Source organism: Epilithonimonas sp. 33E, from assembly GCF_059372615.1.
Window position 1 is genome coordinate 1,872,353 of sequence record NZ_CM182009.1, and the last position, 13,633, is coordinate 1,885,985.

The following is a 13,633-nucleotide window of genomic DNA, read 5'->3' on the forward strand; positions in this document are numbered from 1 at the left end:
AGATATTTGTTATAATATCAATAACCCTTGCATTACTAATGACAATCTATTTTCATAATAAAATCTATACAGTTGTTACATTCTTTTCTCTTGGGTTGAGTTTATTTGTCTTATACTTTTTACTCGGATCCCAATGGATAGGAACAGCTGCGGTTATCTATCTTATTCTTCTGCCCGGATTTGTATTGGTTAATGGGATTTTGACAGGCACAGGATTAGAAAATCCAATTGTAAATTACAATCCTCAAAACTTTATTGGTATACGGCTGATTACAATACCTATAGAAGATTTTTTCTACGGATTTGAGTTGATACTTTGGAATCTGTATTTCTTCAAAAGATTTAAAAGGAATGATTTGGAATAATCTTATTGAATAAAATAATTAAAATAAAAAAACCTAAGAATATCTTAGGTTTTTATGCAATTAGTCATTAAGATATTTTGCCACTTTCTGTTCAAGATCTTCCAGATTAAAAGGTTTTGCGACATAATCATTGGCTTGTGCACTTTCCGCCAAAGCTTCGATGTCGTTATTGGCCGTAACATAGATCACAGGAATATCCTTAAACTCTTCCCTGCTTTTCAGTAATCTGGTGGCTTCTATCCCACCGATATTAGGGATCCAGTTGTCCATCAGAATAATATCGGGGTGAAACTCCGAAACTTTTTCTAAAATGTTGTGTGAGGTTTGTGAGATATCGACTTCGTAACCACCATCTTCAAAGATGATCGAAATCAGTTCCAAAAGTGTGGTGTCATCATCAAATATTAGTATTCTTTTCTTGCCCATAAGTAAAATTTAAGTCTATAGTCTAATTTTTATTAAGTTGATTTATAAATTCGGGTAAATTTTGAGGTGTTATAAGGAGATCATATTTTACTTTGTCCGCAGCTTGTCTCGGCATGTAATCTACCTCTGCAGTTTCGGGGTTTTGGATCCATACTCTTCCTCCATTTTTCTTAACATAAGTGAGGCCGTCAACACCATCAGAATTAGCGCCTGATAATAATACAGCCAAAAGCCGGTCTCCGTAGACATCCGACGCAGAGCCGAAGCTTATGTCTATCGACGGACGCGAAAAATGAAGCTTTTCAGATCTATCCAACGAAATGTTTTTTTTATCATCAAATAACAGGTGATAATCTGCCGGAGCAATATAAATCCTATTGTTCTTTATCTCGGTTTTGTCTTCAGCTTCTATAACATCAAGAATGGAAAACTGCTGTAACAGTGTAGGCAAAATACTGGTTGATTGGGCTTTACGATGCACAACCAAAACAATAGAAAAATCAAATTCCCCGTCAAGCCTTTTTACAAGGTCCAAAATAACCTGTAAACTGCCTGCGGATCCTCCGATCATTACTAATTCAATATTTTCGCTGTATTTCACTTTTATTAATTATGATCTACTTTTTTCCATATTTTTTGGTCCTCAATCTGATGATAAAATTTCCCCAGATTAGAAAACCGTAGTGTTTCCTTGGAGCCTAAAGCCAGATAGCCCAAATTCTCAAGACTGTTATCGAAAAGATTAAACACCCTTTCCTGGAGCATCTTATCAAAATAGATCAGAACGTTTCTACAAACAATCAGTTGAAAACTGTTGAATGAGCTGTCTGACACCAAATTGTGCGTTGATAAAATCATTTTCTCTTTCAGGCTTTTGTCAAATCTGGCACTGTCGTAATTAGCTGTATAATAATCTGAAAAATCTTTTTTACCACCTGAGGCAATGTAATTTTCAGAATAAATCTTCATCTGCTGCAACGGGAAAACTCCGGAACTTGCTGTTTCCAAAACGGAGGGATTGATATCTGTTGCATAGATCAGGCATTTGTGGTAAAGTCCCGCTTCTTTTAACAAAATAGCAACGGAATAAGCTTCTTCACCTGTTGAACATCCGGCAACCCAAATTCTTATCAAAGGATAGGTTCCGAGTTGAGGAAGAATTTTTTCCCTTAATACTTTAAAAAAATAAGGATCGCGAAACATCTCTGTCACATTGACAGTAATCTCTTCTATGAAGCGTTTGAGGTATTCCGGATCATTGATCAGGGTATATCTGAGTTCTGCAAAGCTTGTGAATTTATCAATCACACAGATGCGGTTCACCCTGCGTTTGAAAGATGCCCTGCTGTACATAGAAAAATCGTATCCGTACAACTCGTACACATCTTTTATCAAGTATTCTATTTCTTCATCTCTTAAAATTCCTGGCTCAAACATTTAGGATAAATTTTCAATAACATTCAGTAATTGATCAACATCGATTGGTTTCGTCACATAATCATCAGCACCAGCTTCCAGGCATTTTTCACGATCTTCCGGCATTGCCTGTGCTGTAACTGCAATAATAGCTGTATCTTTTATAGCTTCTGTGCGGCGTATGATTTTCATGGCTTCATAGCCATCCATGTCCGGCATCATCATATCCATTAATACGGCATTTATATTGTCTTGATTTTTTAAAATATTAATTGCTTCCTGTCCAGATGTTGATGTTTCTATCTGATAGCCTCTAGCCTTTAGTGTCAGCTTAAGCGCAAAAATATTACGCGGATCGTCGTCAACGATTAAAATTTTCTTTTTCATCAGATTTAATTTTCGTACAACCAAACACGTAATAATGATAATAGCTGGTCTATATCCACAGGTTTCGAAATATAATCCGAAGCACCCGCAGCAATACACTTGTCCCGATCACCTAACATAGATTTGGCGGTAACAGCTATGATGGGAAGCCGCGCATATTTCGGCATTTTCCTTATATTACTGATTGTTTCGTAACCGTCCATTTCCGGCATCATCATGTCCATTAATACAACATCAATATCCGGGTTTTCATTGATCTGATCCAGCGCTTGTTTGCCATCCATTGCAAGAACTACATCAACTTTATATTTTTCAAGAGCTTTTGTTAATGAAAAAATATTGCGGGCATCATCATCAGTAATCAGGATTTTTTTGCCACTCAAAACTTCTGTTAAGGATCCCAATGTTTTGCTCTTAAATTCTTCTCCATTATTTTTCTCCTCAACCAGATGTAAAAATAAACCGACCTCATCAAGGATTCTTTGATAAGAATGTGCCGTTTTAACAACTATTGAATCTGCATATTGCTTGATTTTAAGCTCTTCAGATCTGGATAAACTTCTTTCTGTAAAAATAATAATCGGCAGGTTTTCCAGACCTTCGTAACTTTTGATTTCTTCAACAACTTTATATTGGTTTCCTCTGGCTTCACCAATATCCAGAATCACACAATCTGCTTTATCAGACATCAAAGCACTAACACTGTCTTCAACGTTATTTTCTACAGATAATGAAATGTTAAAATTACTTAAGTAGTAAGACAAAGCACTTGCATGTTTAGCATTTTCTTCAACGATCAAAACTTTTTGTGGGGATTTCCGAAGCGCTTCCTCTATTCTTCTGAATACTTCTGTCATCTGATCCAATGCTACAGGCTTGTTGATAAAATCAACGGCTCCTTTCATCAGGCTCTCCTGTTTTGCGCGCATTGCCGACATCATATGTACAGGAATATGTCTGGTTGCGGAATTGGATTTTAACTCATCCATTACCTGCCAGCCGTCTTTTACAGGCAGCTGAATATCCAACAGAATTGCCGACGGATGATATTGGATTGCCGCAGATAAAGCGTGATCGCCTCTTACTACGACAACACCTTTATAATCCTGCATTCTTGCATATTTGAGCAACGCTTTTGCAAAATTGGTGTCATCTTCTATAATAAGGATAACTTTATCCTCATCTGTAATTGTACCACGATCATCATCAACATCTTCCGGAATTTCCAAAACAGGATTCTCTTCCACCAAAATGTTATGGATTTGTTCTACATCTTCTTTGATGACTTTTACAATATTCTGTTCGGTTTCCAGTTGGCTTGGTTCTGATTGCTTGCTTACAGGAATTTTTAAAATAAATTCGCTGCCTTCATCAACCTTACTTTTCAAGGTTAATTCTCCGCCTAATAATCTTGCAATTTCCCTGCTGATGGACAGTCCCAAACCTGTTCCGCCGAATTTCCTCCTGGTAGAACCGTCTGCCTGTTGGAATGCTTCGAAGATGATGTTCTGTTTATCTTCAGGGATTCCGATTCCGGTATCTTTAACTGAGAAAATAATCGATTCCTTATTTTTAGGATCTTTTCTGATGTTCAAAGTAATACTACCGTCCGAAGTAAATTTGATTGCATTGGATAAAAGATTTCTCAATACCTGATCCAGTCTTAGCCTATCCGTTTCAATTTCTTTTTCAATGTTTTCATCAATTTCGATATTGAACTGGAGCGCTTTCTGATGAATAACAGGATTGAAAAGATTTCGTAAGTCTTTCACAACATCGTCTAGGGAAACATCCTGATAATCCAAAGTCATTTTTCCTGATTCAATCTTCGCAAGATCAAGAATTTCGTCAATCAAAGTCAATAGACTCGTTCCTGAACTCTGGATTACTTTTGCTGATTCTATCTGATCTTCATTCAGATTTTCTTCCGGATTTTCAGCCATTAGACGAGACAACAAAAGAATTGAATTAAGCGGTGTTCTAAGCTCGTGTGACATATTCGCAAGGAACTCGGACTTATATTTTGTACTTAATGCTAATTCCTCTACTTTTCTCTGTATCTCAGCATTACGTTCACCAATGAGATGATTTTTTTCTTCCAGTAATTTGGAACGTTCTTCTAATTCTGCATTGGTTTGTAAAAGTTCTTCTTGCTGAACTTTCAGTTCTTCTTCAGAAGCCTGCAATTTTTGTGTCTGTGCTTCTAGTTCCGTGTTAAGATTTTCAAGTTCAGAATGTTGTACCTGCAGTTCTTCTGCCTGAGTTTGGGTTTCTTCCAGTAATCTTTGTTCCTGCTCTCTTCCTTTTGCGGCATTGAGAGCAATAGCAACATTGCGGCAGCCTTCTATAAAATATTCGATCTTATCGTCATCAAAATTAGATTTTGAGTTCAGTTCCAATACTCCGAAAGCGTAATTACCAAAAACAATAGGGACTAATAAAATGCTATTAACTTTGACCTTACTTCCGGCAAAAGTTACTGCAAATTGGTTTTCATCAATATCATTGTAGACCTTGATTGATCTTTGTGTAAAAACCTGCCCAACCATTCCTTCACCCGGTTCAAAGCTATTTTTCATATGATCTTCCTGTGCATAAGCTGCATTGAGTTTCAATCGGCCTTCTTCGTTAAGATAAATTGCGCCGTTGATGCAATTGCCATATTCAATCAGATGATTAAGAGATTCAGTCGTAACTTCCTTTACAGATTTATTTCCAACAAGGGATTCATTTAAAATAACCAAGCCTTTTTGACGCCATTCGCTCTTATTGATCTGATCAAAAGATTTTTTGAGAGAATCCGTCATATGGTTCAGGGATTCCACCAATTCGCCCAAATCATCCTGAGCATTATCCACAGCTTTTTGACTGTAATCTCCGTTGGAAACACGATTTGCAATTTGTTTTATTGCATTGACACGTTTGGTGATTTCGATATCTTTTTCCTTTAGTTCTCTTTCCAGCTTGTCTCTGCGGATCAGATCTGCCTTTAGTTTTGCATAGAAAGAAGCCGTAACAATTACCGCTGCAATTGCCGAAAAAATAATGAATAAAACTGTGGTATTGGAAGATCTTGTAAGATCCTTGTTTTTGATTTCCAATACTTGTTCTTCATATTTTACAAAATCATTTACAATACTTCGGCATTTGTCCATATAAGCTTTGCTCATCGTAATCTGTTCCTGTGTCATCTGAATGCCTTTGCGTCTGTCTTCTACAAAATGTTTCAGATTATTGATGTTAACCGTGACATTTTGTTCCAGATTATTGAGACGTTCTATTTGGAATTGATCATCAATATCCAGATCTTTTGCCCGTTGCATTGCTTTTGGAAGCTCTACCAGACTGCGTTTGTATGGATCCAGATAATTTTCTCTACCTGTGAGCTGGTAACCTCTGTTTCCTGTTTCAGCATCCAACAGAGCAATCAAAACATCTTTAACGGCCGTGATAGATTTTCTGCTTGTAGAGAGCTTTTCTCTGTTGTTCATTTGATTTTGAATACTCCAGTAAGAAGCGATAGAACTGGCAATAAGAATCAAAAGTGATAAACCGACTCCAATCTGCAGATTTCGTATAATTTTCTTTGGCATATAAAGAATTAATTTATTGGTAAAGTGAAATAAAATGTTGATCCTTCTCCCGGTTCACTGGAAACTCCAATAGTTCCGTGATGTTGTTTGATAATTTCTGAACAGATGTATAATCCGATTCCCATTCCCTGGAACTGCAATGAAGATTCTTCTACACGATAAAACTTTTGAAAAACATATTCCTGCTTAAAATCCGGAATACCGATTCCGAAATCTGTAACGCTGATTCTAACTTCTTTTTCATCAGCAAAAGTGGTTACAAAAATCTGATTATTATCCGGAGAATATTTGATAGCATTGCTCAGGAAATTGATTAAAACCTGCTCTATCCTTATTTTGTCAAAAGGAATCAAGAAGTCGGGTTTGACGCCGTGACGTTCAATTTTTACATTATTACCACTGGTATGTAAAATAGTTTCGATTGCACTTTGCAGAACAGATTCCAGATTCTCGGGCTTTTTGTTAATCTTAAGTTTTCCGTTTTCAATTTTTGAAACATCAAGAAGATCTGTGATCAGACTGTTCAGCTTTTCGATCTGGTCCAAGGTCTTTTCAACATAAAGCAATTCCGAATTTTCATTATTAAGTTTTAGTTTCCGTTCCAATAGCTGTGTGTATGCCTTGATGCTTGTAAGAGGCGTTTTGAGCTCATGACTGGCAATACTCAGAAATTCGTCTTTTTCTTTCTCCACCTTTTTTTGATCATCAATATCCGTAAAAGTTCCTACCCAGTTTTTAATGAGATCCCCTTCAAAAACGGGAGACATCCTGAGCAAATGATAACGGTAAAGCTGGGTTTTAATATTTTTGATCCGAACCTCAAGCTCCATAGCTTTTCCTCTTTTTCTACATTCTTCAAATTCTTTTTTGATATCGTGATCATCAGGATGAGTTTCCGGAAAATCCTGTTCCGATTCGGAATACAGGTACCATTTGCAATTTACAAAATCAACTTCCCCATTTTGATTGAGTGTAAAAGCAATTTGTGGCAAAGCCTGCAACATGAGATGAAAATGATCGATCTGGGACTTCATTGTCGCCTGGGACTCTCGTCTGCCTTTGACTTCGAGTTCCAGATTTTGTTGCGTTCTTTTCATCGCAAGATTATTCTCTTGCAGATTATAGAAAGTCTTAACTTTTAGTAATAAAATTTCCGGATCGATGGGTTTGGTCACGTAGTCTATTCCACCGGATTTATAACCCTTGGTAATAAATCTTTTCTCAGTACTAACTGCGGATAAAAAGACAATTGGAATCTCTTTTGTCTTGCTATAGCCAGCTAATGTTTCAGCTACTTCAAAACCATCCATATCCGGCATCTGAACGTCCAGAATGATTAATGAATAATTGTTTTTTAATGCCTTTCCCAGAGCCTGTTCTCCGGAGATAGCCGTATCAACTTCAAAATCGTTGGACTCTAATAGTTTTTTTAATGAATATATATTGTTTTGATTATCATCGACAATTAAGACCATAAAATTTTAAAATGTACTAATTATTATTACATTGGCTAAAACATCAAAAATACTTACAAAATTTCAATAATTTATTATTTTTATATAATTCGTAATAAACAAATTATATCTATAAATTTTTATGTAAAATCAAGCCTGTAACTTAATGCTCTATGTCGTTAGCAAAACTTGTTCCTTAAACTACAAAATGAATAAAATATTTGGACAATTAGATTAAGATCCTATCAGTACAATATTTTTCTGTTGCGAATTTTAACAATATTATCTTTCTCCATACTCTTTAGCGTCCTGATAGTTGTTTCGACACGAAGGCCAGTAAGGCTTGCCATTTGTTGTCTTGTGAGCGGGATTTGGAATGAAAACGGACTCGGGTCTTTTTGCGAACTTTTAAGATAGTCCATTAATGCTTTTAACTTTGTTGCGGGATTTTGTGTCGAAAAAATTTGCCCCATCACAAATTTGAAATACATAGACTCAGAAAGGCTTTGGATAATATGCAAACGGGTTTCGGGATATTTTTCAAGTAGTAATAAAAATTTGGCTTTTGGTAATCTCAGAACTTTACAAGATGTCAGTGCAATTGCATTTACTGGATATAGCTTATTCATGAAAAGTAAAAATTCGCCGATACTATGTCCTTTTGTCAATATACTTTGTATCATTTCTTTACCATCTTCATTATAATTGTTAAGCTTTATATCACCTTCTATTATCTGATAATAATAAAGCGGTGTACCCCCTTCTGAAAAAATAACATCCCCGATATTGTAATCTATGATTTTCGCGCCTAACGATTTTATAATAAATTCTTCTATAACCATATTTGTCTACTCTCTTATGTTTCAAAAGTTATCCTTATAAAACACTAAATCAATCAATGTTATCAATTGAATTTGTTAGATATAATCTTTGCTATTTTTACAAATACTTAAATAAAAAGCTCTACAAACTCATATATCATCTATAACATCAGTCTATAAAGTCTTAATGTCATTCGATGATTTGTTAAATTGAATTGTAATTTTATAGATGCTTATAAGCGGACATCTAAATTTGAGTAGAACTTCTGATTAAGAATTTGTAATTCCATAGTCTATTTTTAATTGACGTCAAAATTATACAGAACTTGCTTACCACTTTATGACCTGAGTCATATTGAAATGATAATTATAATTTAAAGTTAAGATAATGATGCTAATTTTATAACAAGACCTGTAAATAGAATAAAATTAATAATAATAAACGAAAATATTTTAAAATGTTGTAAAAATTAATTTTATAGTTTATTAATATTTTGTCAGGTATTTATGAATTTAGAACTGTCTTTTGTTTACTAATTGCTGGTGTAAAAAATAAGAATAAAACTTGAGATTGCTTTGCAGATGGCAAAAATAAAAAACCACCTACGATTTGTAAGTGGTTGATTGTAAAAGTGGTCCCACCTGGGCTCGAACCAGGGACCACCTGATTATGAGTCAGGTGCTCTAACCAACTGAGCTATAGGACCTCAAAATTTGGTTAAATTTTGTGTGTGCAAAAATAACAAAATTTCTTTATCTGCCAAACCTTTTAAGATTTTTCTTGACACAACTCTATCAGTACACCATTCGTTGATTTAGGATGAAGAAAGACAACTAATTTATTATCAGCACCTTCTTTCGGCTCTTCTGATATGAAAATGAATCCTTCTTTTTTTAATCTTTCAATTTCAGTTTGGATGTTTTCTACCCCAAATGCGATATGATGAATCCCTTCTCCTTTTTTATCGAGGAATTTCGCGATCGGGCTTTCCGGATTTGTGGCTTCCAAAAGTTCGATTTTGCTTTCTCCAACTTCGTAAAATGAAGTGGTTACACCTTCCCTTTCGACAGACTCTTGTTTATAATTGGATTTACCCAAAAGTCTTGCAAAAAGATTATCCGAATCTGATAAAGATTTAACAGCAATTCCCAAATGTTCTATTTTCATTTTCTAATAAATATAAAAAAATTAAACCTCATAGTTACGCTATGAGGTTTATTATTTAGATAAACTATTAAGGATTAAATCCTTCAATGATTTTTGAAAAATCTTCAATTTTAAGTGCAGCACCGCCAATCAGACCTCCGTCAACATCAGGCTGGGAAAAGATTTCTTTGGCGTTATCAGGCTTCACACTTCCACCGTAAAGAATAGAAATCTCATCAGCCACTTCTTTTCCGTATTTGTCCGCAATCAGACTTCTGATATAAGCGTGAACTTCCTGTGCTTGTTCAGCGGTAGCGGTTTCGCCGGTTCCAATGGCCCAAACTGGTTCGTAAGCAATCACTACTTTTTTGATTTCTTCTGCAGATAAAGTGAAAAGGGCTGTTTCTGTTTGGTTCTTCACCACCTCGAAATGTCTTCCTACCTTGCGTTCTTCTAATTTTTCACCATTGCAATAGATTGGTGTCAAACCTTTGTCAAGCAGTGCTTTTACTTTTCTGTTCGCATGGTTGTCTGTCTCGCCGTGAAACGTTCTTCTTTCTGAGTGAGAAACTAAACTTCCGTCAGCATCAACAGAAGCTAGCATATCAACAGAAATTTCGCCAGTGTAGGCACCACTTGCATATTCAGAAACGTCTTGGGCAAATACGCCAACTTCCCCATTTTTGAAAACTTCTTTCGCGGTGGTAAGATACAGAGCTGGCGGCGCAATGTAAACCTCGCAATTAGTAGTGTTATTTTTTTTGTATTCTAAAAGCTGAAACATGAGTTCCTGGGCTTCAGCATAAGTTTTGTTCATTTTCCAGTTGCCTGCAACAATGTTCTTTCTCATTATATTTTTAATTTAAGTTCCAAAGATTTTTAAGTAGAATGTAGAATCTATGCTCATCATCGCTTACATTTTTATCAGCTTTGATGAGAGATTTTGCAAATTGAATAAAGTCTTTTCTTTCTTTTTCTGTAGAATCATCCTCGAAGCATTTTGCATGGAATTCGAAATGGTCCTGCCATTGGTCAGAAGTAAGCTGCGCAATGATCTCCAATTCGTCATCCAGGTTCAGACGGAACGGAAATTCTTCAGCCATATATTCCTGAACTTTAAGCCCTTCTTCGGGTTTGATAATGCCGTCTACAGCGGACAAAATCATAAGTAAATGATAACCAGCAATCGGTTTATTTGATTTTCTCATTATATAATTTAATCTTGATTTAAATAATCTTTAGCACCCAATTTTTCAACAATTTTTCCTTTTTCCAGAACTAATACAAAGGGATTGCTTCTGGCTATCGTTTTGATAGCGATTTCATCCATCATATAATTAGGAATTTGTTTATAGAAATCAGGTTGTGTACTTATGCCGTAAACTTTAGCTTTTTCCGTCAAAGCTTTGGTTTCTGTTTTATTGAGAAGATCGGCATCTACTAATTTCGGTTTGTATGAAAAAATCAGAACTGTCCTCGGTTCTTTCAATATTTCGTTAGTGAAATTATTACCGTTAATATCTTCAACCTTGAATTTCGAAATTTCAGATTCGTAACCTTTTTTCACGATTTCGGATGTCGTTTTTCCGTCTTCGATTTGCCAGTTGGTGTCTTTCCAATATTCTTTGTTGATATAATCATCCTGATTTACTTTTTTAACTTCACCGGTTTTCAGATTCTTAAGCGAATAAAAAGTCTTGTATTCCGAAGGATTTTTATCGATTTTTTCTTTCTCTGCGCCCAGATCTGTTCCGATAGAATAAGCTCTGAAATCTATCATCGGTTCGTGAGCAATTCCTCTGTACATAACGAAAATCATTACTAAAACGAAAACTCCCAACAATGGTAATTTTCCGAATCTTACCCTTTCGTCTTCTTCTCTTTTTCTGTAAAGAACAGTCAAAATTAATAATAAAACAAGGAGTATAATATCTTTCCAGAACGATTGCCAAGGTGTGAATTTGATTGCGTCACCAAAACATCCGCAATCCGTTACTACATTATAATAAGCGGAATAGAACGTCAGAAAACCAAAGAAAATACAAAGCGCAATCAGTGCATAAATCGTTTGTTTAAGTTTGATTTTCATCAGTAACATAAATCCTAAAACCAATTCCAATATAACAACGATGATCGAAAATGCCAAAGCATATTTTTCTAAAAATGGCAAATCGAAAACAACCGGTGAGAAATATTCTTCCAACTTGAAAGAAAATCCTTTCAAATCGACCGCTTTTACAAAACCGGAAGCAATGAAAATAAGTGCAACAATGTAGCGTAGAACTGCTTTCATATTTATTGATTTTTAAATTTAATCAGACAAAAAACAGCATAATTCAGCATATCAAAATAGTTGGCATCCAATCCTTCCGAAACCAAAGTTCTCCCTTGATTATCTTCGATCTGTTTGGTTCTCAAAACCTTCTGATAAATCAAATCTGTGATAGACGAGATTCTCATATCTCTCCAGGCTTCACCGTAATCGTGATTTTTGCGTTCCATCAGCTCTTTCGCTTTTTGGGCATAAGAATCGTAAAGATTGATGATTTCTTCCGGATTAGCATTCAGCTCATCAGAAAATCCTTTCTCCAGCTGAATCAATCCGATAATAGAATAATTGATGATTGCAATGAATTCGTCTTCTTCGCTTTCATCCACCATTTTCACATCCGTCATTTGTAACGTTCTGATTCTGCTTACTTTGATGTAGATTTGGTCGGTTATAGAACTGGGACGAAGAACACGCCAGGCAGTTCCATAATCTTTCATTTTTTTTTGGAAAAGGTCTCTGCAAGTCTTGATGACGTCGTCAAACTGGGCGGATGTATTGTGCATAAATCTGTCTAATTGGTCAAAGATACAAATTTAGTTCGGAGTTGATTTATTGATAGTAATCATTAAAAACTAAGCTTATTCTTTAATAATTTTAGTTTTTTGAATTTCCTTTCCTAGATTGTTTTTAAGAACTATAAAGTACATCCCTTTTGAAATTTTAGAAACGTCAATACTTTTGATGTTTTTTTCTGATTTTACTTTTTGTCCTAAAGAATTAAATATCTCCACATTTGTTTGTTCAGAAAAATGAACAATATTTTTTGCAGGATTTGGATAGATTTTTATTGAGTTTTTACTAAAATTATCTATTGACATAAATGCATCACAATTGGTACTGAAATTTGCGATGGCATCAACGGCTGTCCAATTTGTTTCGGAATAATTAACGTCATCAACTTGAATACAGGTAAGTTCTGAATTGTTTGTAACATCAAAAAAATCGATGTTGTGATTATTCCCATTTTTGATATTTAAATTCTTAAGTTTATTGTCAATTGCCCAAAGCATTTTAAGTTCAATGTTATTACTTAAATCAAGAGTTTGCAACTCATTTTGCGCGATATATAGCATTTGTAATCCTAAAGAATTACTGAAATTAACATTAAATAAATGATTCTGTGAACAAGCCAATTCTTTAAGAAGATTACTTGTTGGCAGCACCAGTGAATTGAGTTGATTACTAGAACACCATAATGTTTCTAGACCTATATTGTTCATTAAATTCAGAATTTTTAATTCGTTTCTTTCACAAACTAAAGAACTCAAAACACTATTATTTCCTAAAGTTAACGTTGTCAGTTTATTATTTTGGCAATCTATGAATTTCAAAGAAAGATTATTACTAAAGTCTAAGTTAACAATTTGATTATCCGAACAATTAATATTATTCAAGCGAGTATTATTACTTAAATCCAATAAAGTCAAATTATTTTGATGACATATTAATGATGTAATATTTACAAATGATTCTATACCCGCAAGAGAATTAATCCCCAAATTAAAACACTCTATAGTTCCGGTAAAAGCAATCGCTTCTGAAACTTGTATCTCATTGTCACCGTTAGTATTAATTTCAGATTGATTAATCAAATACTGTTTAAATTTAACATCAGGGATATTTACAATTTGAGCTAATGAAAATGATGAAACTAGAGTGAAGAATAAAGAATGTATAAATGTTTTCACGGTT

The 13,633-nt window shown here is 34.7% G+C and carries 14 protein-coding genes and 1 tRNA gene; 1 reads left to right on the forward strand and 14 read right to left on the reverse strand.

Annotated elements, in window-relative coordinates; all coding sequences use genetic code 11:
- Positions 1-38: 38 nt before the first annotated feature.
- The gene (locus AC5P2S_RS08605; protein ID WP_494557017.1) at positions 39-365 is read left to right on the forward strand and encodes a lycopene cyclase domain-containing protein; all 327 of its coding nucleotides are present in this window, start codon (positions 39-41) and stop codon (positions 363-365) included.
- 60 nt (positions 366-425) lie between these two features.
- Here AC5P2S_RS08605 and AC5P2S_RS08610 read toward each other — a convergent pair whose 3' ends face one another.
- The 14 genes from AC5P2S_RS08610 to AC5P2S_RS08675 form a co-directional block, all read right to left on the reverse strand.
- The gene (locus tag AC5P2S_RS08610) at positions 426-791 is read right to left on the reverse strand and encodes a response regulator (protein ID WP_283415290.1); all 366 of its coding nucleotides are present in this window, start codon (positions 789-791) and stop codon (positions 426-428) included.
- A gap of 22 nt (positions 792-813) precedes the next feature.
- Positions 814-1,392, reverse strand: coding sequence for a chemotaxis protein CheB (locus tag AC5P2S_RS08615; RefSeq protein ID WP_494556975.1), 579 nt, complete (start codon positions 1,390-1,392; stop codon positions 814-816).
- 5 nt (positions 1,393-1,397) lie between these two features.
- The gene (locus AC5P2S_RS08620; protein ID WP_494556976.1) at positions 1,398-2,228 is read right to left on the reverse strand and encodes a CheR family methyltransferase; all 831 of its coding nucleotides are present in this window, start codon (positions 2,226-2,228) and stop codon (positions 1,398-1,400) included.
- Entirely contained in the window at positions 2,229-2,594 is a 366-nt protein-coding gene (locus AC5P2S_RS08625) for a response regulator (RefSeq protein WP_283415293.1), read from the reverse strand. It abuts the gene before it with no gap.
- A 5-nt stretch (positions 2,595-2,599) separates the two neighbouring features.
- Complete coding sequence (locus AC5P2S_RS08630) at positions 2,600-6,187, reverse strand: response regulator (RefSeq protein ID WP_494556977.1); 3,588 nt, start codon at positions 6,185-6,187, stop codon at positions 2,600-2,602.
- Positions 6,188-6,195: 8 nt separating this feature from the next.
- Positions 6,196-7,662 (reverse strand): sensor histidine kinase, encoded by a 1,467-nt coding sequence (locus tag AC5P2S_RS08635; protein WP_494556978.1) that lies wholly within the window; start codon positions 7,660-7,662, stop codon positions 6,196-6,198.
- A gap of 224 nt (positions 7,663-7,886) precedes the next feature.
- Entirely contained in the window at positions 7,887-8,483 is a 597-nt protein-coding gene (locus tag AC5P2S_RS08640; RefSeq protein WP_283415296.1) for a Crp/Fnr family transcriptional regulator, read from the reverse strand.
- A gap of 612 nt (positions 8,484-9,095) precedes the next feature.
- A tRNA-Ile gene (locus AC5P2S_RS08645) sits at positions 9,096-9,169 on the reverse strand.
- A gap of 62 nt (positions 9,170-9,231) precedes the next feature.
- Positions 9,232-9,630, reverse strand: a complete 399-nt coding sequence (gene mce / locus AC5P2S_RS08650) for a methylmalonyl-CoA epimerase (protein WP_283415362.1) — start codon at positions 9,628-9,630, stop codon at positions 9,232-9,234.
- Positions 9,631-9,697: 67 nt separating this feature from the next.
- Complete coding sequence (gene tpiA, locus AC5P2S_RS08655) at positions 9,698-10,459, reverse strand: triose-phosphate isomerase (RefSeq protein ID WP_494556979.1); 762 nt, start codon at positions 10,457-10,459, stop codon at positions 9,698-9,700.
- Positions 10,460-10,466: 7 nt separating this feature from the next.
- Positions 10,467-10,817 (reverse strand): tellurite resistance TerB family protein, encoded by a 351-nt coding sequence (locus tag AC5P2S_RS08660; RefSeq protein WP_494556980.1) that lies wholly within the window; start codon positions 10,815-10,817, stop codon positions 10,467-10,469.
- 8 nt (positions 10,818-10,825) lie between these two features.
- On the reverse strand, positions 10,826-11,902 hold the full coding sequence (locus tag AC5P2S_RS08665) for a BT_3928 family protein (protein ID WP_494556981.1): 1,077 nt from the start codon (positions 11,900-11,902) through the stop codon (positions 10,826-10,828).
- Between the two features lie 2 nt (positions 11,903-11,904).
- Positions 11,905-12,444: a DUF1599 domain-containing protein gene (locus AC5P2S_RS08670; RefSeq protein ID WP_494556982.1), complete on the reverse strand. Its 540-nt coding sequence runs from the start codon at positions 12,442-12,444 to the stop codon at positions 11,905-11,907.
- Between the two features lie 75 nt (positions 12,445-12,519).
- Entirely contained in the window at positions 12,520-13,629 is a 1,110-nt protein-coding gene (locus AC5P2S_RS08675) for a T9SS type A sorting domain-containing protein (protein WP_494556983.1), read from the reverse strand.
- Positions 13,630-13,633: the final 4 nt, after the last annotated feature.

What these genes read in the sequence shown, in the direction of transcription:
- AC5P2S_RS08605 (WP_494557017.1), top strand. Translation starts at nt 39, where the DNA reads ATGACAATCTATTTTCATAATAAAATCTATACAGTTGTTACATTCTTT.
- AC5P2S_RS08610 (WP_283415290.1), bottom strand. Translation starts at nt 791, where the DNA reads ATGGGCAAGAAAAGAATACTAATATTTGATGATGACACCACACTTTTG.
- AC5P2S_RS08620 (WP_494556976.1), bottom strand. Translation starts at nt 2,228, where the DNA reads ATGTTTGAGCCAGGAATTTTAAGAGATGAAGAAATAGAATACTTGATA.
- AC5P2S_RS08625 (WP_283415293.1), bottom strand. Translation starts at nt 2,594, where the DNA reads ATGAAAAAGAAAATTTTAATCGTTGACGACGATCCGCGTAATATTTTT.
- AC5P2S_RS08630 (WP_494556977.1), bottom strand. Translation starts at nt 6,187, where the DNA reads ATGCCAAAGAAAATTATACGAAATCTGCAGATTGGAGTCGGTTTATCA.
- AC5P2S_RS08635 (WP_494556978.1), bottom strand. Translation starts at nt 7,662, where the DNA reads ATGGTCTTAATTGTCGATGATAATCAAAACAATATATATTCATTAAAA.
- AC5P2S_RS08640 (WP_283415296.1), bottom strand. Translation starts at nt 8,483, where the DNA reads ATGGTTATAGAAGAATTTATTATAAAATCGTTAGGCGCGAAAATCATA.
- mce (WP_283415362.1), bottom strand. Translation starts at nt 9,630, where the DNA reads ATGAAAATAGAACATTTGGGAATTGCTGTTAAATCTTTATCAGATTCG.
- tpiA (WP_494556979.1), bottom strand. Translation starts at nt 10,459, where the DNA reads ATGAGAAAGAACATTGTTGCAGGCAACTGGAAAATGAACAAAACTTAT.
- AC5P2S_RS08660 (WP_494556980.1), bottom strand. Translation starts at nt 10,817, where the DNA reads ATGAGAAAATCAAATAAACCGATTGCTGGTTATCATTTACTTATGATT.
- AC5P2S_RS08665 (WP_494556981.1), bottom strand. Translation starts at nt 11,902, where the DNA reads ATGAAAGCAGTTCTACGCTACATTGTTGCACTTATTTTCATTGCTTCC.
- AC5P2S_RS08670 (WP_494556982.1), bottom strand. Translation starts at nt 12,444, where the DNA reads ATGCACAATACATCCGCCCAGTTTGACGACGTCATCAAGACTTGCAGA.